This window comes from Clostridium sp. DMHC 10, assembly GCF_001270375.1.
In the GTDB taxonomy this organism is placed as follows: domain Bacteria; phylum Bacillota; class Clostridia; order Clostridiales; family Clostridiaceae; genus Clostridium_S; species Clostridium_S guangxiense.
In genome coordinates this window covers 482,896-507,674 of record NZ_LGVB01000015.1, presented here as the reverse complement: position 1 = coordinate 507,674, position 24,779 = coordinate 482,896, and the positions used below count along the sequence as shown (strand labels likewise).

The 24,779-nt window shown below is 32.0% G+C and carries 31 protein-coding genes and 2 pseudogenes; 32 read left to right on the top strand and 1 reads right to left on the bottom strand.

Translation table 11 applies throughout. From position 1 onward, the window contains the following. Positions 1–17 precede the first annotated feature (17 nt). The 3 genes and pseudogenes from AGR56_RS04285 to AGR56_RS04275 all read left to right on the top strand — a co-directional run bounded on the left by AGR56_RS04285 (position 18) and on the right by AGR56_RS04275 (position 2,587). Positions 18–1,261: pseudogene (locus tag AGR56_RS04285) on the top strand (site-specific DNA-methyltransferase). Positions 1,262–1,329: 68 nt separating this feature from the next. Beyond that, positions 1,330–1,641: a DUF6329 domain-containing protein gene (locus AGR56_RS04280; protein ID WP_053241257.1), complete on the top strand. Its 312-nt coding sequence runs from the start codon at positions 1,330–1,332 to the stop codon at positions 1,639–1,641. 238 nt (positions 1,642–1,879) lie between these two features. Continuing rightward, positions 1,880–2,587: a hypothetical protein gene (locus AGR56_RS04275; protein WP_053241256.1), complete on the top strand. Its 708-nt coding sequence runs from the start codon at positions 1,880–1,882 to the stop codon at positions 2,585–2,587. 23 nt (positions 2,588–2,610) lie between these two features. Here the strand turns inward: AGR56_RS04275 and AGR56_RS04270 are convergent, their stop codons facing one another. Next, positions 2,611–2,979 carry a DUF1413 domain-containing protein gene (locus AGR56_RS04270; RefSeq protein WP_053241255.1) on the bottom strand — a complete coding sequence of 123 codons (369 nt, stop codon included), beginning with the start codon at positions 2,977–2,979 and terminating at the stop codon, positions 2,611–2,613. A 127-nt stretch (positions 2,980–3,106) separates the two neighbouring features. Here AGR56_RS04270 and AGR56_RS04265 point away from each other — a divergent pair. The 29 genes and pseudogenes from AGR56_RS04265 to AGR56_RS04140 all read left to right on the top strand — a co-directional run bounded on the left by AGR56_RS04265 (position 3,107) and on the right by AGR56_RS04140 (position 24,757). Continuing rightward, a pseudogene (locus tag AGR56_RS04265) lies at positions 3,107–3,578 on the top strand (phage terminase small subunit P27 family). 2 nt (positions 3,579–3,580) lie between these two features. Continuing rightward, the gene (locus AGR56_RS04260; RefSeq protein ID WP_053241254.1) at positions 3,581–5,113 is read left to right on the top strand and encodes a terminase TerL endonuclease subunit; all 1,533 of its coding nucleotides are present in this window, start codon (positions 3,581–3,583) and stop codon (positions 5,111–5,113) included. 28 nt (positions 5,114–5,141) lie between these two features. After that, positions 5,142–6,248 (top strand): phage portal protein, encoded by a 1,107-nt coding sequence (locus AGR56_RS04255; protein WP_242851313.1) that lies wholly within the window; start codon positions 5,142–5,144, stop codon positions 6,246–6,248. A gap of 29 nt (positions 6,249–6,277) precedes the next feature. Next, positions 6,278–6,415: a hypothetical protein gene (locus AGR56_RS21355; protein WP_242851312.1), complete on the top strand. Its 138-nt coding sequence runs from the start codon at positions 6,278–6,280 to the stop codon at positions 6,413–6,415. Then, the gene (locus AGR56_RS04250) at positions 6,408–7,205 is read left to right on the top strand and encodes a head maturation protease, ClpP-related (protein ID WP_053241253.1); all 798 of its coding nucleotides are present in this window, start codon (positions 6,408–6,410) and stop codon (positions 7,203–7,205) included. Before AGR56_RS21355 ends, AGR56_RS04250 begins: the two co-directional genes overlap by 8 nt. Next, the gene (locus AGR56_RS21350) at positions 7,202–7,519 is read left to right on the top strand and encodes a hypothetical protein (RefSeq protein WP_242851311.1); all 318 of its coding nucleotides are present in this window, start codon (positions 7,202–7,204) and stop codon (positions 7,517–7,519) included. The genes AGR56_RS04250 and AGR56_RS21350 overlap by 4 nt, the downstream gene beginning before the upstream one ends. Further along, complete coding sequence (locus tag AGR56_RS04245; RefSeq protein ID WP_242851310.1) at positions 7,437–8,486, top strand: phage major capsid protein; 1,050 nt, start codon at positions 7,437–7,439, stop codon at positions 8,484–8,486. Before AGR56_RS21350 ends, AGR56_RS04245 begins: the two co-directional genes overlap by 83 nt. 144 nt (positions 8,487–8,630) lie before the next feature. Then, entirely contained in the window at positions 8,631–9,218 is a 588-nt protein-coding gene (locus AGR56_RS04240; RefSeq protein ID WP_053241252.1) for a hypothetical protein, read from the top strand. A gap of 139 nt (positions 9,219–9,357) precedes the next feature. Next, complete coding sequence (locus tag AGR56_RS04235; protein WP_053241251.1) at positions 9,358–9,834, top strand: hypothetical protein; 477 nt, start codon at positions 9,358–9,360, stop codon at positions 9,832–9,834. Positions 9,835–9,876: 42 nt separating this feature from the next. Then, positions 9,877–10,449 (top strand): head-tail connector protein, encoded by a 573-nt coding sequence (locus AGR56_RS04230; RefSeq protein ID WP_053241250.1) that lies wholly within the window; start codon positions 9,877–9,879, stop codon positions 10,447–10,449. Further along, positions 10,446–10,772, top strand: a complete 327-nt coding sequence (locus AGR56_RS04225; RefSeq protein ID WP_053241249.1) for a phage head closure protein — start codon at positions 10,446–10,448, stop codon at positions 10,770–10,772. The genes AGR56_RS04230 and AGR56_RS04225 overlap by 4 nt, the downstream gene beginning before the upstream one ends. Further along, the gene (locus AGR56_RS04220; RefSeq protein WP_053241248.1) at positions 10,765–11,145 is read left to right on the top strand and encodes an HK97-gp10 family putative phage morphogenesis protein; all 381 of its coding nucleotides are present in this window, start codon (positions 10,765–10,767) and stop codon (positions 11,143–11,145) included. The genes AGR56_RS04225 and AGR56_RS04220 overlap by 8 nt, the downstream gene beginning before the upstream one ends. Further along, the gene (locus tag AGR56_RS04215) at positions 11,142–11,489 is read left to right on the top strand and encodes a hypothetical protein (protein WP_053241247.1); all 348 of its coding nucleotides are present in this window, start codon (positions 11,142–11,144) and stop codon (positions 11,487–11,489) included. Before AGR56_RS04220 ends, AGR56_RS04215 begins: the two co-directional genes overlap by 4 nt. Next, positions 11,477–12,307, top strand: coding sequence for a major tail protein (locus tag AGR56_RS04210; protein ID WP_053241246.1), 831 nt, complete (start codon positions 11,477–11,479; stop codon positions 12,305–12,307). Before AGR56_RS04215 ends, AGR56_RS04210 begins: the two co-directional genes overlap by 13 nt. 18 nt (positions 12,308–12,325) lie before the next feature. Next, positions 12,326–12,610, top strand: a complete 285-nt coding sequence (locus tag AGR56_RS04205; protein ID WP_053241245.1) for a hypothetical protein — start codon at positions 12,326–12,328, stop codon at positions 12,608–12,610. A gap of 202 nt (positions 12,611–12,812) precedes the next feature. Next, positions 12,813–14,168, top strand: coding sequence for a hypothetical protein (locus AGR56_RS20030; RefSeq protein WP_053241244.1), 1,356 nt, complete (start codon positions 12,813–12,815; stop codon positions 14,166–14,168). A 138-nt stretch (positions 14,169–14,306) separates the two neighbouring features. Next, positions 14,307–15,380: a hypothetical protein gene (locus tag AGR56_RS21345; RefSeq protein ID WP_242851309.1), complete on the top strand. Its 1,074-nt coding sequence runs from the start codon at positions 14,307–14,309 to the stop codon at positions 15,378–15,380. 1 nt (position 15,381) lies between these two features. Beyond that, positions 15,382–16,089, top strand: a complete 708-nt coding sequence (locus AGR56_RS04190) for a distal tail protein Dit (protein ID WP_053241243.1) — start codon at positions 15,382–15,384, stop codon at positions 16,087–16,089. Beyond that, positions 16,089–17,945 (top strand): phage tail spike protein, encoded by a 1,857-nt coding sequence (locus AGR56_RS04185; protein WP_053241242.1) that lies wholly within the window; start codon positions 16,089–16,091, stop codon positions 17,943–17,945. The genes AGR56_RS04190 and AGR56_RS04185 overlap by 1 nt, the downstream gene beginning before the upstream one ends. Before the next feature lies 1 nt (position 17,946). Beyond that, the gene (locus tag AGR56_RS04180; protein ID WP_053241241.1) at positions 17,947–19,071 is read left to right on the top strand and encodes a hypothetical protein; all 1,125 of its coding nucleotides are present in this window, start codon (positions 17,947–17,949) and stop codon (positions 19,069–19,071) included. Positions 19,072–19,204: 133 nt separating this feature from the next. Further along, positions 19,205–19,633: a DUF262 domain-containing protein gene (locus AGR56_RS04175; RefSeq protein ID WP_053241240.1), complete on the top strand. Its 429-nt coding sequence runs from the start codon at positions 19,205–19,207 to the stop codon at positions 19,631–19,633. Next, positions 19,594–20,049, top strand: a complete 456-nt coding sequence (locus AGR56_RS20025) for a DUF262 domain-containing protein (protein ID WP_157055659.1) — start codon at positions 19,594–19,596, stop codon at positions 20,047–20,049. The genes AGR56_RS04175 and AGR56_RS20025 overlap by 40 nt, the downstream gene beginning before the upstream one ends. Positions 20,050–20,069: 20 nt before the next feature. Continuing rightward, positions 20,070–20,846: an HNH endonuclease family protein gene (locus tag AGR56_RS04165; RefSeq protein ID WP_053241238.1), complete on the top strand. Its 777-nt coding sequence runs from the start codon at positions 20,070–20,072 to the stop codon at positions 20,844–20,846. Between the two features lie 130 nt (positions 20,847–20,976). Continuing rightward, on the top strand, positions 20,977–22,329 hold the full coding sequence (locus AGR56_RS04160; protein ID WP_053241237.1) for a hypothetical protein: 1,353 nt from the start codon (positions 20,977–20,979) through the stop codon (positions 22,327–22,329). 64 nt (positions 22,330–22,393) lie between these two features. Continuing rightward, complete coding sequence (locus AGR56_RS04155; RefSeq protein ID WP_053241236.1) at positions 22,394–22,822, top strand: hypothetical protein; 429 nt, start codon at positions 22,394–22,396, stop codon at positions 22,820–22,822. A 15-nt stretch (positions 22,823–22,837) separates the two neighbouring features. Beyond that, on the top strand, positions 22,838–23,524 hold the full coding sequence (locus AGR56_RS04150) for an N-acetylmuramoyl-L-alanine amidase (protein WP_053241235.1): 687 nt from the start codon (positions 22,838–22,840) through the stop codon (positions 23,522–23,524). A gap of 15 nt (positions 23,525–23,539) precedes the next feature. Next, a complete protein-coding gene (locus AGR56_RS04145) occupies positions 23,540–23,803 on the top strand; it encodes a phage holin (RefSeq protein ID WP_084756865.1) in 264 nt (87 codons plus the stop codon). A gap of 12 nt (positions 23,804–23,815) precedes the next feature. Continuing rightward, the gene (locus AGR56_RS20665) at positions 23,816–23,953 is read left to right on the top strand and encodes an SHOCT domain-containing protein (RefSeq protein ID WP_198149932.1); all 138 of its coding nucleotides are present in this window, start codon (positions 23,816–23,818) and stop codon (positions 23,951–23,953) included. A 132-nt stretch (positions 23,954–24,085) separates the two neighbouring features. Then, positions 24,086–24,757 carry a recombinase family protein gene (locus tag AGR56_RS04140; RefSeq protein WP_053241234.1) on the top strand — a complete coding sequence of 224 codons (672 nt, stop codon included), beginning with the start codon at positions 24,086–24,088 and terminating at the stop codon, positions 24,755–24,757. The last annotated feature ends 22 nt before the right edge of the window (positions 24,758–24,779 follow it).

The following is a 24,779-nucleotide window of genomic DNA, read 5'->3' as shown; positions in this document are numbered from 1 at the left end:
TTAAAGAAGGTGAGAAGATGGAGATTCAGAAAATAGCAGTTGAAAAACTCAATCCAGCTAAATATAATCCAAGAAAAGATTTAAAACCAGGTGATCCTGAATATGAAAAGCTTAAAAGATCAATTGAAACCTTTGGATATGTAGAACCTGTAATTTGGAATAAGAAAACAGGTAATATAGTTGGAGGACATCAAAGATTTAAGGTTTTAAAGCATGAGGGTGCAAAAGAGATAGAATGTGTTGTTATTGATATAGATACAGATGAAGAAAAGGCTTTAAATATAGCTCTTAACAAAGTAAGTGGAGAATGGGACATGCCAAAGTTAGCTGATATTTTAGATGAACTTGATAAATCCATGTTCGATATTTCTCTTACAGCTTTGATGCCGCTGAAATAGAAGATTTATTTTCAAAAGTTCATGATAAAGAAGTTAAGGATGATGACTTTGATGCAGATAAAGCTCTTGAAGAAATAAAAGAACCCATAACTAAGCTGGGAGATATATGGCTTTTGGGCAAACATAAATTAATATGTGGAGACAGCACTAAGATTTCAGATGTTGAAAAGCTTATGGATGGAAAAAAGGCAAATTTATGTGTTACTGATCCACCGTACAATGTTAATTATTCTGCGGGAAAAGAAAATGAAAGAGTTATTAAAAATGATAGTATGGATGATAAGAGTTTTCACGAATTTTTATTAGCTGCTTTTAAAAATATCTATTCAGCATTAGATGATGGGGCAGGAGCTTATATTTTTCATGCTGATACAGAAGGTTTGAATTTTAGGAAGGCTTTTAAAGAGTCAGGTTTTCATCTTTCGAGCGTGTGCGTTTGGGTAAAGCAGTCATTAGTTTTAGGAAGAAGCGATTATCAATTCCAGCATGAACCTGTACTTTATGGGTGGAAGCCAACAGGAAAGCATAGATGGTATTCGGATAGGAAACAAACTACCGTATGGAATTTTGATAGACCAAGTAAAAGTCCAGATCATCCAACAATGAAGCCTGTACCTCTAATAGCTTACCCGATTCAAAATAGCAGCATGACAAATTGTATAGTATTTGAACCCTTTGCTGGAAGCGGTTCTACACTAATTGCCTGTGAGCAGACAGGAAGAATATGTTATGCAGTGGAACTTGATGAAAAGTACTGTGATGTTATTATTAAAAGATATATTGAAACTGCAGGGGAAGATAAAGTTTTCCTAATTAGAAATGGCAGTAAAACAGCTTATAAGAATGTAATTAAAAGTGAATAAAACCCTTGCTATTACTGTGTTTTAGAGTGATATATAGTATAACAAAAAAACACATGGAGGGAAACAAAATGAGAGCATTATTTGGAAGAAAGGTTTTAAACTTAAAGGAGCTTAAGGAACTTACAAAAGAAGTAAAAGCTAATGGATTAAAAGGAACAGAGTATGAAGTTATAAAAGAGGTTAAATTAAACGATGAAGAATTCAAAGAATTTGCAAAAGATTTTTGTAAGGATCAACCTTGGATAACAAAAGAAGATGGGGGCTGCAATTCAAAAGGAGAATTAAGATGCATAAGAGTTAGAAATACAAAAACGAATAAAGGCATCTTGGTAGATTCAGAAGGATATACCTACCCAAGATATACAGCATTAGAAAAATAAAGCCTGCAAGGGCTTTTTTTAGTTTGAAACCAAAACTGTTGTTAATATTAAAATAAAAATTACCGAGGTAACCATAAGAATATCTATTCTTACAAAACTTGAAGTTTTCAATATCATCACCGCCTTGGTACTCATATTAGCCTTTATTTAAATAAAATAAACCTTTATAAATAACTTGATATTACTGTGCTTTAGAGTGATTAATGTAGTAACAAAAAAAGTACAGGAGGAATGCATTATGGAAAGAAAAGAAATCGTAAAATTATTAGGTGAGCATTTCGGTGTTAAACCAAAGTACATGGGAGCACCAAGTTTTGCATACCAAATAGAAACAACAGAAGGAGTTATGATTATTGATAAAGCTGGCAAGGTTAAAAATTCAGAAGGTGTAGAGATAGAACTTGAAGAGTTACTAAGGGATTCTGAAAAAGATCAAGTAAAAGAAGAAGCTGAAAATTCAGAAGTAACTTTTTCAATGGAAGGACACACAGGAATTAGCCTAAGAAATTTAATAAACATGATAGCTAGCAAGCAGACTCTTATCAAAAAGGCCATAGGAATTGAAAATGATATTGTTACGGAAGAATTTATAAAAGGCATAAACAATGTTAGGATTGTAAGCATTGAAGATTTTAAAACAGCAGCACTAGGAATTGGATTGGAAAAGTGCCAAGGTATTAATTTAAATTTTGAAAAAGGTAATTTGCAATTTAAATTTTTAGAGGGCTTTGAAAACGCTGAAATTGCTAATCAGTTTGCTGAAGCGCTTAATGAAAGTGCAAAAAAGATTAAATATTCATCAGCAAAAGAAAGACAAACCGATAATGAAAAATATACCTTTAGGACTTGGCTTTTAAGGCTTGAATTTATAGGAGATAGGTATAAAGAGGCAAGACATGAATTGACTGAAAATTTAAAAGGAAATAGTGCATTTAGAAAAAGGTAATAGGAAGTGATCCTATTACTTTTTTAATTATCAGTAAGTTTTTTATAAATTGCAAGGTTTGCTGAATTTTTTCCAACAAATTCAATGCGCGATTTTAAATTAAATTCATTTTTTTTATAAGCTTCATAAAATAGTCTGCCAGTAGATATGTGGCTGCCAGGTGTAGAATTTTTCCAATCGCTAGTAGAAAATAAATCTTTAATTGAAAAAGTATCACCTGCTTTTTTACAAGGTATTTTAGCAACAACTTTGCCAACGGTTAATATTCCACTAATATAGTCAGGTATTGATTTGCATAGAATATAGTCAGTTAGTGTTAAATTTTCAGTATCTGCATTTGTTTGAAGTGTTCTTAATATTTCATCTGAAACTCTTAAAGTTATCTGAGGCATAATTACCATCCCTTTCAATATATAATGTAATTACATAGTATGTACATACATACTATGTAATTACATTATATTAAATAAAGAAGTAACTGTCAATATTTAATTGAAAAAAAATTAGGAGGTGAACCCCATGGCGACAAGAGGAAGAAAACCAAAACCAACAGCTCTAAAAAGTCCTTGAAGGAAATCCAGGAAAAAGACCTTTAAATTTAAATGAACCAAGGCCTGAAAATAAAGCTCCAAAATGTCCGTCATGGCTTGAGCCAGAGGCAAAAAAAGAGTGGAGAAGGATGACAAAGACATTAGAGCAAATAGGTGTACTTACAAAAGTGGATGCAGCTGCTTTTGCAGGCTACTGCCAAGCATACGCAAGATGGAAGGAAGCAGAAGAATTTTTAACAAAGCATGGTACTATTTTTAAAACACCATCAGGATATATTCAACAAGTGCCGCAGGTATCTATAGCACAAACATATCTTAAAATCATGAAGGACTTCTGTTCGGAATTTGGACTTACTCCATCTGCAAGGTCTAGAATAAATGTTGGAACTTCAAAAGGAGATACATCAGATCCAATGGAAGACATTTTAAGGATGGTGTAAAAGTGTTTGATGAAAAGAAAGCAGAAAGGGTAGTAAAGTTTATAAATAATTTGAAGCACACAAAAGGTGTGTGGCATGGAGTTCCGTTTGATTTATTACCTTGGCAGGATAAGATCATTAAAGATATATTTGGAAATGTTAAAGACAACGGATTTAGGCAGTATAATACGGCATATGTGGAAATACCAAAAAAGAATGGAAAAAGTGAAATTGCAGCTGCAGTAGCACTTTATCTTACTTGTGCAGATAATGAGTGGGGAGCAGAGGTTTATGGTTGTGCTGCAGATAGACAGCAGGCATCTATTGTATTTGATGTTGCAGTGGATATGGTGGACCAATGTCCAGCACTTAAGAAAAGAATAAAACCTGTAATATCTCAAAAAAGATTGGTGTATATACCTCTTGGAAGCTTCTATCAAGTTTTATCCTCGGAGGCTTTTTCAAAACATGGACTTAATGTGCACGGGGTAATTTTTGATGAGCTCCATGCACAACCAAATAGAGAATTGTATGATGTTATGACAAAAGGCAGTGGTGATGCAAGAATGCAGCCGCTGTTTTTTTTAATTACAACAGCAGGAACAGATAGAAACTCTATATGTTATGAGGTACATCAAAAAGCGGAGGATATTTTAAGAGGTAAAAAACACGATAGAACTTTTTATCCTGTTATATATGGAATTAAAGATGGAGAAGACTGGAGTTTAGAAGAAAATTGGTATAAATCTAATCCTTCCCTTGGACATACTATACCTATTGAAAAGGTTAGGGATGCTTTTAACAGTGCAAAAGAAAATCCAGCTGAAGAAAATATATTTAGACAGCTTAGACTTAATCAATGGGTAAAGCAGTCAGTTCGATGGATGCCTATGGATGTTTGGAACAAGTGCTCTTTTGAAGTTGATATTGAAAAGCTTAAAGGTAGGGAATGTTATGGTGGCTTAGATCTTTCGAGCACTAATGATATTACTGCCTTTGTTTTAGTGTTTCCTCCAATACCGGGAGATGATAAATATTATGTCTTAGCTTATTTTTGGATACCAGAGGATAACTTGAAGCTTAGAGTCAAAAGAGATCATGTTCCTTATGATATATGGAAAAAGCAGGGTTTTCTTAAAACTACAGAGGGCAATGTTATTCATTATGGCTTTATTGAAAATTTCATAGATGAACTCGGAACCAAATTTAATATAAAAGAGATAGCTTTTGACCGTTGGGGAGCAGTACAAATGGTTCAAAACTTAGATGGTTTAGGCTTTACTGTAATTCCTTTTGGACAAGGATACAAAGATATGAGTCCACCAACGAAGGAACTTATGAAGATAACTTTAGAAAAGAAAATAGCACATGGGGGACATCCAGTTTTAAGTTGGATGATGGACAACATATTTGTAAGAACAGATCCTGCCGGAAATATAAAACCAGATAAAGAGAAGTCTACTGAAAAAATAGATGGAGCTGTTGCATTAATAATGGCTCTCGATAGGGCAATAAGACATGAAGCAAAAGAATCAGTTTATGAAAAAGAGGAATGAGAAGTTTGCTTGATTAGGAGGTGATGTTTTGAAATTTATAGATAGATGTAAGCTTTTTTTAACTCCACAAAATGCATTGTTTGAAGTCCTGCAGAAATATTCGCAGGATTTTTTAAGTGGAGAAGATGTCCCCACATCAAGTAATGCAAATATAGATGCAGACACAGCTATGAGTTTTACAGCAGTTTTTGCATGTAACAGGGTACTTTCAGAAACACTTGCAAGTTGCCCTGTATTTTTATATGAAAAAGACAATAAGGGGAATAGAGTTCAGGTTACAGATGCTCCAGAATATCAGATATTACATTATGCGCCAAATGCAGAAATGACACCGGGTCAGTTTAAAGAAACGGGAATGAGCAATATGAATTTGGGTGGAAACTTTATAGCTCAAAAGGTATTTAATCTTCGTGGTGACTTATTGGAACTAAGACCTATTTTATGGAATAGGGTAAAAATTGATATAGATAAAAGTACTGGTAGGCTTCTTTATTTTATTGATGGAAAAACTGAACCTAAAATGAGAGATGAAATATTGCACATACCCGGTTTAACTTTAGATGGTTATATAGGAGTAACACCCTTAACTTATGCCGCACTAACCATTGATATTGGTTTATCGCAAGATAAATTTGAAAGAAACTTTTATTTTAATAGAGCATCTACTAGTGGAATATTTCAGTATCCTAATGAATTGGGTGATGAAGCATTTCAAAGGCTAAAAAAAGATATTAAGAAAAACTATACTGGACTTCAAAATGCAGGAGTGCCGATGATACTTGAAGGTGGAGGCCAATTTAAGGAAGTTACAATGAAGCTTACAGATGCGCAATTCTTGGAATCTAAGAGATTCAGAATAGAAGATGTGTGCAGAATATTTAGAATACCACTTCACTTAGTGCAGGATTTAACAAGATCCACTAACAATAATATAGAACACCAAAGTCTTGAGTTTATTGTTTATACTATGCTTCCTTGGTTTAAAAGGTGGGAAGAAAATTTAAATCTACAACTTCTTTCTGATGAATCCAAAAGGAAAAATAGATACTTTGAATTTAAGGTGGATGCACTTTTAAGGGAGATGCTGCGACTAGAGCTTCAGCTTATGCACAAGGTAGACAGTGGGGGTGGCTAAGTGTAAATGATATAAGAAGGCTTGAAAATATGGACCCAATTCCAAATGGAGATATATACTTGCAACCTTTGAATATGAATGAAGCTAGTACTAATGATACGAAAAATAAGGAACTGGCAGAAAAAATATATGAAATGATTTCAAAGGGTGGTGAAAAACATGAGTAATGGTAAGAAGTTTTGGAAGTTTAATGCCAAGGAAGACAGTGATGAAGGAGAACTTCTTCTGTATGGAGATATTAGTGATTCAACTTGGTGGGGAGATGAAGTGACACCTAAAAATTTTAAGGAAGAATTAGATTCTCTTGGTGCTGTTAAAACTTTGAATGTTTATATAAACAGTGGTGGAGGCGATGTGTTTGCAGGACAGGCAATATATTCAATGCTAAAACGTCATGATGCAACAGTTAATGTTTATGTTGATGGACTTGCAGCAAGTATAGCTTCAATAATTGCTATGGCAGGAGATAATGTTAAAATGCCTAAAAATGCAATGCTTATGGTGCATAATCCTTGGTCTTTTGGAAGTGGTAATGCAAATGATTTTAGAAAATTAGCTGATGATTTGGATAAAGTGCGAGAAAGTATGATTTCAGTATATGAAGATAAAACAGGCATGGAAAAAGACAAGATAGTTGAATTATTGGATGCAGAAACTTGGATGACAGCAGAAGAAGCAGTGGAATTTGGTTTTGCAGATGAAATTGAGGAAGAAAAGCAGTTATCAGCTTCATTAAGTAATGAAATATTTGCTATCAATGGGCTTAAGGTTGATATAACCAAATATAAAAATCTTCAAATAAATAAAATACAATTTAAAAATCCAATCACAAATGGAGAAAAGACTAAAGAAGAACCTATAAATAATAAAAAAATAGCAGCCAAAATTGAAAAGCAAGTCCCAATAGATTTATATGAAAAACTAAATGAAATTCATGAGAGGAGATTTAATATATGAATTTAAAAGAAATGTTAAAACAAAAACTTGATTCACAAGCAGCTATAGTAAAAGGTGCAATTGATTCAGCAAGAGCAATGACTGAGGAAGAACAAAAATTATATGATAGTTTAGAAACTGAAATTAACAACCTTGAAAAAACAATAGAAGCAGAAGACAAGCTAAAAGAAAGAGAAAAACTTAATAAGACACCAGTAAATGAACCTATATATGCAAAACCTAAAGATCCAAATGAAAAAAAAGTGGAAAGGTGGCATGGGAGAATTTCTTCAAGCTGTAGCAAAGGCATCTTCACCTGGTGGAAGAATGGATAATAGACTTGTATATCAAAATTCAGCCTCTGGTTTAAATGAAAGTGTAAGTTCTGAAGGTGGATTTATGCTGGAAAATGATTTTATACAAGATATGTTTGATGTTATGATGTCAGAAAGCCAAGTTGCAAATAGAATAAGGATGATTCCAATTGGTTCAAATACAAATAGACTTAGAACTCTTGGAATTGATGAAACTAGCAGGGCTAACGGAAGTAGATGGGGTGGTGTTCAAGCTTACTGGATAGCTGAAGCAGAAACTGTTACAAAATCAAAGCCTAAGTTTAGAGAAATTGATATGGCACTTCAGAAATTGTTAGCTCTTTGCTATGTTACAGACGATTTACTTCAGGATGCAACAGCTCTTGAAGCAATAGTAAGGCAAGCTTATGCAGATGAAATGTCTTTTAAAATTGATGATGCAATAATAAATGGTACAGGTGTTGGTATGCCACTTGGAATACTTAATTCAGATGCACTTGTAGCAGTACCAAAAGAATCAAATCAAGCTGCGAGTACAATAAAATATGAAAATATACTTAAAATGTGGAGTTCTATGCCGGCTAGATTAAGGGCAAATGCGGTTTGGTATATTAATCAGGAAATTGAGCCACAACTTTATACCATGGCTCTAAATATAGGAACAGGAGGAGCACCAGTGTTTTTACCTTCAGGAGGAGCTTTAAGTTCGCAATACAGTACTCTTTTAAATAGGCCTATAATTCCTATTGAACAATGTTCTCCATTAGGTAAAAAGGGTGATATTATACTTGCTGATCCTACGCAGTATATTGGAATAGATAAGAAGGCACCAACAGCAGATGTATCAATACATGTAAGATTTTTATATGATGAGCAGGTATTTAGATTTATTTATAAATTCAATGGTGCTCCTTATAGAAATAAACCAATTACACCTTATAAGGGAGCTAATGCTTTGAGCCCATTTGTTACTTTGGCGGATAGATAGAGGTAAATTATATTGTTATAAAAGCTTATAACTTGTACAATTTTACATGAATATTTGGTATAATATTTGTAATTGATAGTAAAATTTGATGTATATTATAGGATAAATTACAATGTAAAAAAATTATATGGGAAGTGATTTTGTATGCCTAATGAAAATGATTTAGCATGTTCAATTATGATTTCAAATATGTCGTGTGAGTTATTCAATGATGCACTATACTATAGAGAAATGGCAGATAAAAATGAGGATTTTTATATAAAATGGCGTTATAGAAGGTCTTCTATAATATCCTTTTGTGCTTCAACGGAGTCATGGATGAATTGTATTATTAAGGACAACTTGGAGAAAAGAATGAAACCTCTAAATAATAATGAAAAGGAGCTATTAGATTTTATTAAAGATTATAAATCAAAAATGCCAAATGGTTTTAATAATGTGAGAAATAAGTTATATAATTTTATTCCAGAATGTATAAACAAGACTGGAATTAATTGGAAAAGTGCTCCTGAGGAAAGTTTTGAAAATTATATAGAGTTAAGTAATATGAGAAATTCAGTTATTCATTACGCAGTTAGAAATAGTAAAGATGTGCATAGTGAGAAGTTTGTAGAATTAATTAAACAATCACCTGATATAATTGAAAATTTATTTAAAACATATGCTTTAATGGGAAATAAGCTTTCAATTCCTAGTTGGTATAAAGATAGATACTCTAGAATTATAAAATGATATAACGTATAGTTAATGTATTGTGGACATAGAATATGTAACTATTTCTAATAAGATTAAAATGCAAATAGTGTTAATTTAAACTTGTTTAAAGGCAGCCTTAGTGCTGCCTTTACTATTTAAGGAGGAGAAATAAACTATGGCGTTAATTGAAAAATATAAATTAATACAAGTCTTTGAACCAAAAACAACAAATGCTGCAATAATAAGCAATTATGTAACCTTAAAAAATGCTATTACAGTTGCAGTTGTTATTAACTTAGCTCAAGCAGTTGCTCATGCAACACAAATTTCGTTATATCAATCACAAGATATAGAAGGAACAGGTGCTAAACCTTTAGCTTGTGATGTTCCTATACTTGTAAATGAAGATGTTTCAGCAAATGACATACTTGCAAGGCAGACAGATGGAGTGAGTTATACTGTAGCCAATACAGCAAAGAATAAACAGGTAGTATTTTATATAGATCCTGCAAAACTAGATGTGAATAACGGATTTTGCTGTTTAAATATAAGAATAGGGGCAAGTACACAAGCTACAAATTTCGCTAGTGGAGAATTTATATTAGAGAATAAATATGCCGAGGATGAAACACATTCTGCGGTAACTGATTAAAATTTATAAGCCTTAGGGGCTTTTTTATTTTGGGGTGATTTTATGGCGTTAAAAATTATAACACCACCTTTAATTGAACCTATAACTTTGGATGAGGCAAAACAGCACTTAAGAATAGTTGGCAGTGATGATGATATTATATTACTTAGTATGATTAAACAGGCTAGAGAGTTTTGCGAGGATTTTCAAAATAAAAAATATATTACTCAAACTTTAGAACTTGTATTAGATTCTTTCCCGGATGATAATTATATTTCTTTTGATAGTTCTTCACCGGTTCAAAATGTAGAAAGTGTAAAATATTATGATACAAATGGAAAAGAGCTTATATTTGATTCAAATAATTATATTGTTGATACTGATAGCTTTGTTAATAGAATTGTGCTTGGTTACTGCAAGTTATGGCCTACAATAGTTTTACAGCCAATTAATGCTGTGAGAATTAGATTCACAGCTGGGTTTGGAGATAAAGCTGAAGCTGTTCCAGAAACAGTTAAATGGGCAATGATCCTTCATATGAAACTTTTGTATGATGATTACAAGCCAGATGAAAGAACTAAAATTGAAGAAGCAAGAAATTCATTATTAAGTATGAATAGAGTGATACCAGTATGAGAACAGAAGAATTTAAGCATAAAATAACTTTTCAAAAGCTTTCAATAACTACAAATGAAAATGGATTTGAAGTAGAGGTATGGCAGGATTTTATTACTTGCTGGGCAAAGATTGAAAATCTTAGAGGTAAAGAATTTTTCGCAGCTGAAGCTGTACAAGCAGAAAAAACTGTTAAATTTACTATAAGATATTTACAAGACTTAACGGAGGATATGAGAATATTATTTGAAGATAAACAGTATAACATAACTTTTATAGATAATATTCAATACAGGAATAAGTATATAGAAATAAAGGCTTTGGAGGTTGAGAATAGTGGCTGAGATAGAACTTACAGGTGTTGATGAAATATTAAATAGACTTCAGCAAATGGGTGAAAATGTTGTAAGACTTGAAAATAAAGCTCTAAAAAATGCCGCTGAACCAGTACTTGAAGACGCAAAAGCAAATGTTCCTATAAGAACTGGAAAACTTAAAGAGGGTCTTAAGATAGGCAAGATTAAAAACAAAGATGGGGTTAAATATATCCTTGTAGGGGTGGACAGAGGTGATAATTCAGAGATATTTTATGGAAAATTTATTGAGTTTGGTACAAGTAAAAGAGCGGCTCATCCATTTTTACAGCCTGCTTATGAGAAAAATAAAAATAGGATAAAAGAAATTATAGCTGCGACTTTGAAAGAGGGTTTAAAGTGATAAATAAATTATTAATGGAGACATTAAAACCTCTTAATATACCAGTTTCCTTTCAAAAGTATAATGGAAAAGAAACTACCTATATTACCTTCTTTAATTATTTAGAGCAGGGTGAACAGTATGCCGATAATGAAGAAAAGGCTACAGGATACTATATTCAATTAGATCTGTGGAGTAAAAATGATTACACAGAATTAGTGGAAAAAATAATAAATTATATGAAAGCCGCAGGGTTTACAAGAACTTCTGCGGCTGATTTATTTGAAGAAGACACTAAAATATATCACAAAACAATAAGATTTTTTATTCAAATGGAAGGAGGTAGCAGCTTATGTCAGGGGTAATAAATAGTGCTCCTATAGGAGTTGAAAATTTAGTCTATGCAATTTTAGCCGACGAAGATGTTTTTACTTATGATACACCAAAATTAGTTTCTCCAGCAATAAATATAAAGATAAGTCCCAAAAGTAGTTCAGACACTTTATATGCTGATAATAGAGCAGTAGAAACAGCTACATCTTTAGGAGAGATAGATGTAGAAATTGAAACACAAGATTTGCCACTTGAAGTGCAGGCAGAGCTTCTAGGACATAAGATTGATTCAACAAGTAAAGTAATGTGTTCTGATGTTCAAGATTCAGCACCATATGTTGCTATGGGGTTTAAAATAAAAAAAGCAAATAGTAAACATAGATATGTATGGCTTCTTAAGGGAAAGTTTAGTGAACCAGACGAAGAACATTCTTCACAGGAAGATAAAACAAAATTTCAGACACCAAAAATCAAAGGTACATTTTTAACAAGAACAGATGGCAAGTGGAAGTATACAGCTGATGAAGATAGTGGATTTACAGGAGGGGATACATGGTTTAATAAAGTTTATGGGCAGTCAATAATACCAGCAGCACCAACTAATCCAGTTCAAGATGATACAGCTAATACTTTTGGATGGACAAATGTAAGTGGGTATAGTAATGCTTCAGATTATGAATACAGCGTTGATGGTGGTACAACTTGGTCAGCAGTAACAGCAAATCCACAAAGTGTTGGCAATGCAAGTTATGCTGTAGGAAAAGTTCAGGTAAGGGTAAAAGCAGATTCAGAAACAAATAGATCAACAGGCTTAGTATTAAGTTCAACTGCGGCTTATACAGCAAGCTAATTTTAGGAGGTAGCGAGTGTGGAAATAGTATTAAACAATAAAACATATGTAATGCCTAAGGTAAAAACAAGAATGCTTAGAAAAGCCATTGAGATTAATGAAAATATAGACTTCAATAACATGAAGACAAAGGATTTAGATGGACTTGTAGATTTCATAGTAGAACTATATGGAAATAAGTTTACAAGGGACAATTTTTATGATGGCTTAGATGCAGATAAACTTGTAGAAACTCTTAATAACAGTATAAATGGAATAGTGGGTAACCTAGGAAATAAGTTAAAGGAATTCCCAAACAAGTAAGCGGAGAGGCACAAGAAAAGCTATCTCCGCTTAATTTTATAAAAGAAATTTATTGTCAGCTCCTAGAGCAGGGATGGACTTTAAATGATATTGATGACATGGACATATTTTTTTATTTTGATATTTTAATTTATAGGTTTAACAAAGAATATGCAGAGAATTTAAATAATGTTTTAAATCTATTGTAAATGGTGGTGAGAGTGTGGCAGAGGAACTTGGAAGTTTAGCTGTAAAAATAGGCTTAAATTCAAGTGGTTTTCAAAATGGTATAAGTAGCATTAATAGAAATCTTAGAGTTCTTGATAGTGAATTTAAAGCTAATACAGCAGCTCTTGGAGAAAATTCAAAGGGAATTGAAGGACTTAGATTAAAAGAAGAAACTCTTTCTAAGCAAATGGAACTTCAAAAGCAAAAGGTAAGTGCACTAGAACAAGCCTATATTAAAAGTGCTGAAATAAAGGGTAAAGACAGCAAAGCCACACAAGAACTTGAAATAAAACTTAATAAAGCAAAACAAGCACTTTCTAATATGGATACAGAATTAGTAAAAACAACTAAAGAAATAGAAAAAGAATCTTCTGCCTCAAAGAAACTTGGAAGTAGCATACAAGAAGCTATGACAAAAATGCATACACACGTTTCAAATGCTTTTGATGGCATTAAAAATGCAGCAATTGGAGTAGGTGCCACTCTTGCCGGAGGACTTGGATTATTTTCTCTCACAGAGAAAGCTGTTGAAAGTGGTGATGCTGCATATAAGCTTTCACAAAAATTAGGAGTAACCTCATCGGAAGCTGCCAATCTTAATAAGATGTTAAAAATAACTGATACAGATACGCAGCCTTTTATAGCTACAATGTTGAAGCTTGACAAAGGCATAGAAGGTGCAGGAAAAAGCGGTAATTCAACAACTAAAGCACTAAATGAATTTGGTGTTAAGCTTACAGATGCCAGTGGTAAATTACTGCCAATGCCTGAGCAGCTTAAAAAATTATCTGAAGGCTATCAAAAAGCGGCTGCAAGTGGAAATGAAGAGGCCTTTGTAGCACAAGTATTGGGTGCAAGAGGACAAGAATTAATACCAATATTGCAGGATTATACGGAGGCTTCAGAAGCTGCAAGTAAGGTTAAAGGCTTTGGTGTAGATCCTAAACAAGCACATGAGCAAGCTGTGCAACTGCAAGTGTTAAAAATGGAAATGAGTCAATTTTCAATGGCTATAGCTCAGGTGTTAATGCCAATAGCAAGTGCAGTACTTCCGACTATAACTAATTTGTTTACAAGTTTAGGAAAGGTTATATCTGACAATAAAAAAACTATACAAGATGCTGTAAACAGTATAGCTGGTGTTGTAAAGGAAATGGGGGCAGTAATAACACCAATTATCAAGAATTTATTTGATTTTATAGCTAAGCATGGAGAATTAACAAAAGCAATTATAGTAGGCATTGTTGCAGTAATAGCAGAAATAAAGATAGCCAAACTTGTAACGGATATAATTACAGGCATTAATAACATAAAAAAAGCGGTAGAGGACTTCAAGGCTTATCTAAAATAGGAAAGATCTTTGAAGCAATCTTTAAAATAAATCCTTTAGCCTTTGGTATTATCATAGGAATTACAGCCATAGCTACTGCTGCTTATTTAATAATAAAAAACTGGGAGCCAATAAAGAAATTCTTTGGTGATCTTTGGAATGGAATCAAAACTACTTTTAATAATTTTTGGAATTGGCTCAAGAACTTTTTTTAGTAAATGGGGTACTGAAATATTGGTTGTAATAGCTCCATTTATAGGTATACCCTTAGAAATTGTAAAATACTGGGATGATATTAAAGCTGGATTAGGTGCGGTTTGGAATTGGATAAAAACTACTGTGACGAGCATATTCACAGCAATAGGTGCTTTTTTTACAAATATATGGACTAGTATAAGTAATACATTTAACAATGCGTTACAAGCTATATCGTCATTTTGTGCTTCAATATGGAACTCAATATCAAGTACAGCGAAAAATATCTGGAATGACTTTAAAAGTTTTATAGTAAACCTATGGAATAATATAAAACAGAGTGGGAAAAATGCCTGGACTAGTTTAAAAAATACAGTAATTAATTTATGTACTAACATAAAGCAAGGGGTTATAAATATTTGGAATGCTCTTTTAAATTGGTTTGGTGAATTACCAAGTAAACTTTATAATTATGGATCTAATATGTTTTCAAGAATGAGGGATGGTGTAAGTAGTACCATAGGAAATGTTAAAAGTTCTATAGAAAGTGGCATAAACAGCGCCTTAAATTTCTTAGCAAGTCTACCGGGTAAAGCATGGAACTATGGAGAAGATTTTGTAAATGGAATTGTAAAAGGTATAAAATCAGCGGTAGGTGCAGTTGAGGATGCAGTAGGTGCTTTAGCAGCTAAGATAAGAAGTTATCTTCATTTTTCAGTGCCAGATGAAGGACCTCTAGTTGATTATGAAAAATGGATGCCGGATTTTATGTCAGGCTTAGCGGATGGAATAAATAAGAATAAGCACCTTGTTGCAGAAGCTGTAAAGGGATTGTCATTGGGTATGAAAATGAATACTAATATATCAGCTGTAGCGGTACCAGTTAGAAATAGCTTAAAAGAAAAAACACAGGCAAATAGCAGTGTGATTTTGAACATAGAGAACTTTAATAATTATACAGAGAAAGATATAGAGCAGCTTGCTTACGAATTAGAATTTTGCAGAAAAAGAATGGCTATGGGGAAAGGAGGAATTTAAGGTGCTCAGCTTTAATTTTGGTGATAAAAATAGTTATGATGATTTTGGAATTTTAATAGCTCAAAGACCTAATTTTCCTTCTCCTAAACGTAGAGTAAATACAATAAATATTCCCGGAAGAGATTCTAATCTAAGATTTGATGAGAAAACTTATGATGATATAACAATAGAAGTGGAATGTTCAGTAAAGGATAAACAGGATATCTCAAATAAAATCGATGCTATAAAAGGCTGGCTTTTTGAAACAGGTGACAGTGATTTGATATTTAGCTTTCAAGCCGATAAGAAATACATTGCTCAAGTAGTAAATGCTATTGATTTTAAGCAAGTTTATAAATATTTTAGTGAGTTTCCAATAATATTTGATTGCAGACCTTTTAAGTATTCAGTAGAAAATAATATAGAAACTATAACTACGTCAGGCGCCAAAATAACTAACTTAGGCTCTATTGAAAGTGAGCCTATAATAAGCATTTATGGTTCTGGCAATATTATTTTTAAAATAAATGAACAGCAGATAAGCTTTAAAGGGGTAACTGATAAAATCATAGTAGATTCAGTTATACAGGATTGTTATGATGATGCTGGAAACAATTTAAATGGAAATATGTCAGGCGAATTCTTAAAAATAAAACCTGGTGAAAATATCATAGGATGGAGTGGGAATGTTACTAAAGTTGAGCTTTTACCAAACTGGCGGTGGTTATAATGATATGTATTTATGATAAGAAAACTACTAAAGGTAACTTTGATAACAATGGTCTTGGAATTTTAAATGAAGCTATAAATTGCTACATAACGGAAGAATTAAATGGAGATTATTCTTTGGAGCTAGAATATCCTGCTAATGCTAAAAAATCAAAGCATTTAGTTGAGTGGAATATTATTAAGGCAGATGACCAGCTTTTTAGAATATATAAAGTTGAGAAAAGCAGTGATGGTAAAAATATTATAAGTGTATGGGCAAAGCATATTTTTTATGATCTTTCTTATTATTTTATAGAAAGTATGAAGGCTGAAAATTGTAGTGTAAAAACGGCTATGCAGAAAGCTTTAATTGGAGACTTAATAACCATATATACAGTGGACAGCGATATTATAACTGCAAATACAATTGATGTAGAGGAAAAGAACCCTGTAGAGGTTATGTTTTCAATAATCGATGTATGGAATTGCGGGGAACTTAAAAGAGATAATTTTGATATAAAAATACTAGAAGCTATTGGAAAAGATGCAGGTGTACTGATTGCACAAGGGAAAAATATAGCTGGTTTAAAGTTTAATATAGATACTACAAGTGTTGTAACAAAGCTTTATCCTGTAGGAAAGAATGGCATAAAACTTACTGAAAAATATATTAGTGTTCCTAATTGGAATAGTGAGGCATATCCACCTTTTCCTATTATAAAGAAGGTGGAATTTAAGGATGCTGGTGATGAAGTTACTTTAAGAGCACTTGCAAAAGAAGCAGCAACCGTAATAGGTTTAAGCAGAGTAAATATTGAGGTTGATTTTATAGAACTCAGCAAGACAAAAGAATATGAAAAATATAAACATCTTCAAAGTGTTAACATAGGGGATTTAGTTATAGTAACGCATAAGGATTTTAATATTGATATAAAATTACCTGTAATAAAAATAAAGAAGGATATATTAAACTGTACAAATATTAAAATTGAGTTAGGACAGCCCAAAGACAGTATATTAAATAAACTTGATACAGCAGATATTAAGACAACAATAGATGACCTCGGAAATAAGGTGGCTGAATCTTTTAGCTCTATGCTTTATTATGCTAATCCAATCGCTTTAACCGTAGAAACTGTAGTCGTAGAACCAATTTATTTAGGAATAACAGCAGTGGCAGATACAAACTTGTCTATGAATTTTTCTATGTATTGTACAGCGAGCAGTTTATGTACATTAACGATTGAAATTCAATTGGATAATAAGGATATTCCTTTTACACCAAAACAAAAATTGCAGCAAGGAGATAATGTTATAGGCATACCTTTAGGAATTCCACAGGTGACCGAGGGAGCTCATTATATTGCTGTGTTTTTAAAGGTAGATGCAGGTACAGTAAATATACCAATGTTTAATCTTCAATGTATGATTGATGGAAGAAATCTTCAAGGTGGTTTAAGCGCTGAGCATCCACACGCAGAATGCGTTCAAAAACAAGAGCTTGTGGATATGAATGGTTTATATTTAAGTAAAGTAAAATACGATTATATAGGGACAGAATTAGAAAGTCCATTTACTTCAATACTTAGTGCTCATAAAACAGCTGATATATCTTCAATAACCAGTGGCAGGAAGTGGAACACAAATTATGCTGTTTCAATTAAAAAGTTAGGTGAAATTTTATATTTTAATTCTCAGTATAAATACAAGTATTCAATAGATGACAATGTTTTATTAATAGATGATGATGGACTTTATTTTAAAACTGTTTATGAAGGTACAGCAGTTGATGAGAGTATAGATTCAGGAAAATTGTACAGTTTTAAGCTGCTTGATAGCAGTAAATTTGCAAGTGTTGAAAAACTAGAGGTGAAGTAATTTGGGGGTATATAGTACTAATATAATTTCTCCAAAAGGAAATAGCGGCATGACTTCAATAAGTACTCATAATGATGATGGTACAATTAACTTTCCAGACTTAGGTTTTGATTTTTTCTATAATGGTGTAAACTGCAGAACTACAATCATTAGCAACGGCAATTCATGGATTGGTTTTACTTCAAATGAGCAGCTTAGAGTAAACAAAAGGGATGCAGGAGCAGATAATATTTACTATGCAAAAGAAACGGTAAATGGCAAACTAACTTTTAGGATAAGATGGGAAGGTCATCAAAGTTACAGTAGTTGGGGAACTCTTGATTTGGTTTGGGAGCTTATATTATTTAACGATAGTGCTATGGTACTTGTTATTGAAAAGATACCTAATACAGGAACAAATTCTTTTGAAAATCCTACACTAGGGATGATTACTTTAACCCTTGAAAATAATAAATCCTATGCTTTTATTCCACAGCAGGATCAGGGAAAGTCATACACCGTTAAAGAAGGTTCTTATATTCAAGCTAATATAAAATACCTTATAGTAGACGGAAATGATATTAAACATTGGGATGCAAGCACTTCAAGTTATGTTAAGGTTTCAGAATTACCACTAACAGCAGATAAATTTCAAACTCATGGTGATGATGCGTGTCATAAAGAAAGAACTGGAATAATATCTACTTCTCCAATCTTAAAAATATGGTCATCCTCATCAGAAATGCCGTCACCAAAGATAACTCAAACAATTAAACCTAAGCCTGTAATAGTAACTATGAAGGACGATATTTCTTTTAGTGAAGCTTATATAAATGATATTATGAATGTAGTAGTTACTTTAAAGAATACAGGCAGTGGAATCATAGTTTTTATAGTAAGTGTAGATAGCGGAGTTACATGGAAGGCTTGGGATGGTAGTTCATGGATATTGGTGGATGTAACGAATATGCAGGATATAAAAAGTAAGGGGATGACTGTGGCAGTGATTCAAGGAATTGCTGAAGCACAATGGACATCGCTTGGACTTTTGAATAAAAAAATGAGGTTTGGGTGGTATATGGAAGTTACAACAAGTACAGATGTTTTAAAGCTAAAACAAGTAATTATTAACTACGGTGTAGAATAAAAAGTTAAGCCTATTTATGTTTGGGTTTAATTGACTTAATTACTGTGATATACTAAAATTGTATAAAAAATTAACGACATTCTTTATTTGATTAACAATAAAGTTACAATACATAGATTTGGGAGGGGAGTTTATGTCTGTAATAATAGGAGAAAAAATTTCTTTAAAAAAGCTTTTTAGTGATGAATTTTTCTTTATAATTCCAGAATATCAAAGACCATATTCATGGGAGAAAGAGAATTGTGAACAATTATTTGATGATATCTATGAGTCTAATAGAGACAATGAATATTTTTTGGGAACAATAATATTACAGGAGCTCGAGAGCATAGGAACAGGAAAAAAGTATGCAATAATTGATGGGCAACAAAGGATAACAACACTTCAAATTTTATTGGCTTGCTTGCGTGATTGTGTTACCGATGCTCAATTTAAAAGTTCTAATCAATGTAAAATTTTTCAAAAAGAAAATTTAGCAGATGGAATTCCTGAGAAAGCAAGAATAGAGGTTAAGGAAAGTTTATTTTTAAAAAATATATTCAACATGAGAATGGAACATTAGATATTAAAAATGTAGAACCTCAAAATTCTGCACAAAGCAATATAATAAATGCAGTAAATATTTTTAGAGACAAGCTTTTAAATTTGACGCAATTACAAATTGAATCATTAATTCAGCATATATCGCAACGATGTATTGTTATTTACATCGCAACGAAAGAATTTGAAGATGCATTCAAACTTTTTACAATAGTAAATGATAGAGGAATGCAATTAAGAAGAGTTGATATATTAAAAGCAACTAACCTATCACCTAATGTAATGAATAATAGTGAAATGAAAAAATATGCATCCATATGGGAACAAATAGAAGAAGATTTAGGAACTGAATTATTTGAAAAACTTATTTCTTATATAAGAACAATTGAAGTAAAAGAAAAGGCTAAAGATGATATATTAAAAGAATATGAAAATTAATTTTTGCAAAGAACAAAATTTTGAAGGGAAAGGACTTCATAGAATACTTAAATGATTATAAGGCTATATATGAAAAACTTATATTAGATAAGGATGTGTTGAATGGGAATTCTGAAGACATAGAATATAAAAATTTATTAAATATAATGACGGATTTTTTACCATCAACAGATTGGATTCCACCTATTTTGTATTATTATAAGCGTTTTAAGGAAGAAAATATTTTTGAATTTGTAAAAGTATTAGAAAAAAAGTTTGCTGCAGATTGGATTTTAGGAGCGACATCAACTAAAAGAGTTGTTAATATGAATTCTATATTAAGAAAAATTGAAATGTCAAGTAGACCGGAAGAGATTATAAGAAGTGAAGTAATGGGATTTGAAAAAGATGCTTTAAAAGATAAAATTAATGGTGATATGTACAATGAATCCTATTGCAAGTACGTATTGTTAAAATTAGAGTATTTAGAGTCTGAACATAATATAGAAAGAAAATATAATACAATAAGTGTAGAACATGTAATGCCACAAAATATAAACAATAAAAGTAAGTGGAAAAGTTGGTTTGATGAAGAAAAACATATTTATTGGAAACATAAAATTGCAAATTTAATATTGCTAAGTAAAAGGAAAAATTCTTCTGCTAGCAATTATGAATTTGAAATTAAGAGGGAAAAATATTTTAAGGGGCGTATAAGTGATTTGACAAGAAGTCAAAAAGTATTAACATATACTGAATGGACTTGTAAGGTATTAGAAAAACGTCAAGAAGATATATTAAAACTTTTATTGCAATAAGCTTTACTATTGAACAATATGATTTGAAACAAAAAATGTTTAACAACTTAAAATAATAAAAGATTTAAAGCCTGTGTTTAGATATATAGGCTTTTTTTGTATTCAAAAATGATAGCGAGGAGGAAAATTAATGCCATACAAACAAAGTTTATCTTACAGCCAAGACCTAATAAAAGGAACCAAGCTAGAAGTATTAAAGAAAAAACCAATATTACCTTTCACAGGTACTGCTACAGTTAAATTATATGATTCCCTTACAGGAAAGCAAACCTATGAAGCTAAGAGTGAAAATAGAATATCTGCTGTATTTGGAAATACTGCTTACCTTGATGGGTTTTACTATCCTATGTTGGATAATAATATAAAGGACATACTTAGGAACATATACACAACGTATCCCTTTAGAATAATGGTTTTGACTACAGGAGATATTCCAGAAGATGCTTATGATTATTGGACTTGGGGAAATATTGTTGGATATGCAGATAGTGTATATCCCTACAGTGGTAATGACAATTTAAGAGGAAGCTTAAATAAATCAGAGACCACGAGAAACGATACTACAAGGCACTATGTTATGGATTTTCCAACAAATGCAGCCAATGGAACATTTAAAAGCATATATTGGACAGGTGGGGATGACACTGATGGAAGTCCACGAAGTCCGGTAATAAATTCAACCTATACTAGAAAAACATTAGAGACAGGAAATAATGACAATTATTTGCCTTACTGCAATGTATGCACAGATGAAAGCAATGTTTATGCATTACAAATAGATTCAACAGATTTAAAGGTATATGATAAAATTACAGGTCAAAAGAAAAGTGATGCAGCAGTTTCGGTGTCAGCGAAGGCTATTACCTATGATGGCACAAACTTTTGGATACTAATAAGTGATGGTTCTTTTAAAAAGTTAGATAAAAATTTTGCCGTGGTTGCATCCTATTCCAAAAGTGCAGCTATTCCAGCTGATCTTGTATACAATGTACGATATCCAGATATTGCAGCAAATGATGCTTATATTTATATAGCTTATAAAGGATGCACAGATACATCAGATTCAGAGGCCAAATATAAAAGTTATATAGCAAGATACAATAAGGATGGCACTTTTGCTGATAAAGCTCAAATATGTTCTGGAAATTATAATGACATTACTTTAACTAAAATACCTAATAACAAATTGTGGGCTATGATAGGACATGATGTTTATTTGCAGTTAAATAATGATTTGACCGTTTATAGTACATCAAGTTTTAGCTATATCAGATGCAGTAGTATATCTTGGGATAGTGATACATCTACAATGTTTACATTTGATAATAGTAATTGTGGACAAATAAGGCAGCAATATATTATTCCAGCTTCAGCACATACTTTGCTTCCAGAGGCAATAACAAAAACACCGACAAATACAATGAAAATTCAATATGATTTTACTTGTGATTATGTGTATCCATTAGATATGCCTGCTCATTAAGTATATAAGATATCTAAATCAAGGATGTCTTTTTTTATTTTTTGAAAGAAAGGAGATGAAAACTTTGGAGGATAAGAGTTGCAAGGATTGTTTGCAGATTGAAAATCTTAAGAATAAACTAGAAGGCTTTGAAAGGGGATTAAAAGACTCAGAGGGAAAGGGTTATGACATGATTTTAAAACTTCAGGATAGGGTGGGGAAATTGGAAAGACAGGGAGACAAGAATGAAGAAAGAGTGTCCATGATATTTAATATTTTAAATGAAATAAAGGACAGTGTAAAAATAATAGCAGATAAGATAGATAATTTTGAAAGAGATCCACCAGGAAGTGAGACAGTAGTAGTTTTGAAGGATGATATTAAGGAGCTGTCTGCAAGAATAAAAGTACTTGAAGAAAAACCAGCTAAGAAATGGGATGAAACCACAAAAACAATAATTCTAGTTTTAGTTACTCAGATAGCAATATTTATAATATCAAAAATTTTAAAGTAGAAGGAAGGAAAAAATATGTTACCAATAACAAAAAAGCTTATTAAATTTAACTATTCCTCCGGCAATGATATTAAATACATTGTTGTTCATGATACAGCAAATATGGATAGAGGTGCAGATGCTGAAGCACACTATAGATATTTTAATGGAGGGGATAGACAGTCTTCAGCTCATTACTTTGTAGATGATAAGGAAATAGTTCAATTGCTTGAGGATTATAATGCTTCATGGCACTGCGGAGATGGTGGTGGAAGATACGGTATAACAAATCATAATTCCATTGGTGTTGAAATATGTGTTAATTGCGATTGTAATTATGAAAAGGCTGTAAGTAATGCAGTTGATTTAGTGAAATTTCTTATGGTGAAATATAATGTTCCTATTGATAAAGTTGTTAGGCATTATGATGCCAGTAGAAAAATGTGTCCACAGAGCATGAGCGCAAACAATTGGCAAAGATGGTGGAGCTTTAAAAATAGAATTTCTTCAGGTACATCAAATCAAGTAGCAAATAGCAATGTGATTTATGGAACTGTAACAGCTAGCGTGCTTAATGTAAGAAGTGGCGCAGGAACTAATTACAATGTAATAGGACAACTTAAAAATGGACAAAAAGTAAGACTTGATAAAAAAGTAGGCAGTTGGTGGTCAATATATTTTGGTGATCATGGCGGATATGTTTACGCTGATTATATTAAATAGAAGGGGAGAATTATAATGGAAAATAATAATAATCAAGTACAAAATAGCAATGAAAATAACAATGGAGTAAGCGGAAATAATCAAAAGCAGAATAGATTTAAAAGCATGGCATCATGGGCAGCAGTAGCAGCTCTGGTGCTTTTTATTTTGAAAACTTATGGACTTTTAGCACCAATAGGACTTACAGAAGATAGTTACAAAGAGTTAACGACTTTAATATTTTCTGTGCTTACAGCCTTTGGAATATTTAATGATCCTACAAATAAGGGAAGTTTTTAAGAGGTGATATAAATGTTTAATGCTGAAAATGCTTCAGTTGAATATTTAATCAGTAAATCTATATTAAAGGAACTTCTAAAAGATAAGCTTATAACAGAAGTTGAGTTTAATAAAATAGACACGGAAAATAAAAAATCTTTTAATAAGTAAATTGAGGGCTTGAACTGTAATGGTTCAGGCTCTTTATTTTTTAACTTTTTCTACATGTTTCCTCTGCCTAAATTACTTGCTTTGAGGCGGTAGTAGAGGTAACATGTACTACCAATGAAAGGAGGTTTTACGTTGAAAAGGGTAACTGCCATTACAGCAAGAAATACAGTGTCTGCTGATAATCAAGAGTTATTAAAAAAGAGAAGGGTTTGTGCATACTGCAGGGTGAGCACAGATAGTCTAAAACAAATGGAATCATTTGAAACACAAGTTTCCTATTATGAAAGTTATATAAAAAGCAAAACTGGATGGGATTATGATGGTGTTTTTGCAGATGAAGGTATTTCGGGTACTGGAACAGGTAAAAGAACAGAGTTTAATAGAATGCTTAAAGTTTGTGAATTAGGAAAAGTGGACCTGATAATAACGAAAAGCATATCAAGATTTGCGAGAAATACAGCTGATTGCTTAGAAGTGGTAAGGTACCTTAAAAGTTTTGGGGTAGGTGTATATTTTGAAAAAGAAAATATAAATACATTAAATGCTGATAGTGAAGTGATTTTAAGTATATTAAGCTCTATTGCACAAGATGAATCAAGGAGCATTTCAGAAAATGTTAAATGGAGTATTCAGAAAAATTTCAAGAAAGGAAAATTTAAAATTAATACAAAAAGGTTTCTTGGCTATGACATGAATGATAAAGGTAAGCTTATTGTAAATAAGGAACAAGCAGAAATAGTGAAGAAAATTTATAATAGGTACCTTGAGGGCAAAAGTTTTCAAGGCTATAAAATTAGAACTTGAAAAAGATAATATAAAAACTATA

Bases quoted from the DNA above. Each gene is read 5' to 3' on its own strand.
- AGR56_RS04160 (WP_053241237.1), top strand. From the start codon at position 20,977: ATGCCATACAAACAAAGTTTATCTTACAGCCAAGACCTAATAAAAGGA.
- AGR56_RS21355 (WP_242851312.1), top strand. From the start codon at position 6,278: ATGGACCCAATTCCAAATGGAGATATATACTTGCAACCTTTGAATATG.
- AGR56_RS04145 (WP_084756865.1), top strand. From the start codon at position 23,540: ATGGAAAATAATAATAATCAAGTACAAAATAGCAATGAAAATAACAAT.
- AGR56_RS04250 (WP_053241253.1), top strand. From the start codon at position 6,408: ATGAGTAATGGTAAGAAGTTTTGGAAGTTTAATGCCAAGGAAGACAGT.
- AGR56_RS04240 (WP_053241252.1), top strand. From the start codon at position 8,631: ATGCCTAATGAAAATGATTTAGCATGTTCAATTATGATTTCAAATATG.
- AGR56_RS04185 (WP_053241242.1), top strand. From the start codon at position 16,089: ATGATATGTATTTATGATAAGAAAACTACTAAAGGTAACTTTGATAAC.
- AGR56_RS04270 (WP_053241255.1), bottom strand. From the start codon at position 2,979: ATGCCTCAGATAACTTTAAGAGTTTCAGATGAAATATTAAGAACACTT.
- AGR56_RS04275 (WP_053241256.1), top strand. From the start codon at position 1,880: ATGGAAAGAAAAGAAATCGTAAAATTATTAGGTGAGCATTTCGGTGTT.
- AGR56_RS04210 (WP_053241246.1), top strand. From the start codon at position 11,477: ATGTCAGGGGTAATAAATAGTGCTCCTATAGGAGTTGAAAATTTAGTC.
- AGR56_RS04225 (WP_053241249.1), top strand. From the start codon at position 10,446: ATGAGAACAGAAGAATTTAAGCATAAAATAACTTTTCAAAAGCTTTCA.
- AGR56_RS04235 (WP_053241251.1), top strand. From the start codon at position 9,358: ATGGCGTTAATTGAAAAATATAAATTAATACAAGTCTTTGAACCAAAA.
- AGR56_RS04175 (WP_053241240.1), top strand. From the start codon at position 19,205: ATGTCTGTAATAATAGGAGAAAAAATTTCTTTAAAAAAGCTTTTTAGT.
- AGR56_RS21345 (WP_242851309.1), top strand. From the start codon at position 14,307: ATGGAATCAAAACTACTTTTAATAATTTTTGGAATTGGCTCAAGAACT.
- AGR56_RS21350 (WP_242851311.1), top strand. From the start codon at position 7,202: ATGAATTTAAAAGAAATGTTAAAACAAAAACTTGATTCACAAGCAGCT.
- AGR56_RS04150 (WP_053241235.1), top strand. From the start codon at position 22,838: ATGTTACCAATAACAAAAAAGCTTATTAAATTTAACTATTCCTCCGGC.
- AGR56_RS04245 (WP_242851310.1), top strand. From the start codon at position 7,437: ATGAAAAAAAAGTGGAAAGGTGGCATGGGAGAATTTCTTCAAGCTGTA.
- AGR56_RS04280 (WP_053241257.1), top strand. From the start codon at position 1,330: ATGAGAGCATTATTTGGAAGAAAGGTTTTAAACTTAAAGGAGCTTAAG.
- AGR56_RS20665 (WP_198149932.1), top strand. From the start codon at position 23,816: ATGTTTAATGCTGAAAATGCTTCAGTTGAATATTTAATCAGTAAATCT.
- AGR56_RS04230 (WP_053241250.1), top strand. From the start codon at position 9,877: ATGGCGTTAAAAATTATAACACCACCTTTAATTGAACCTATAACTTTG.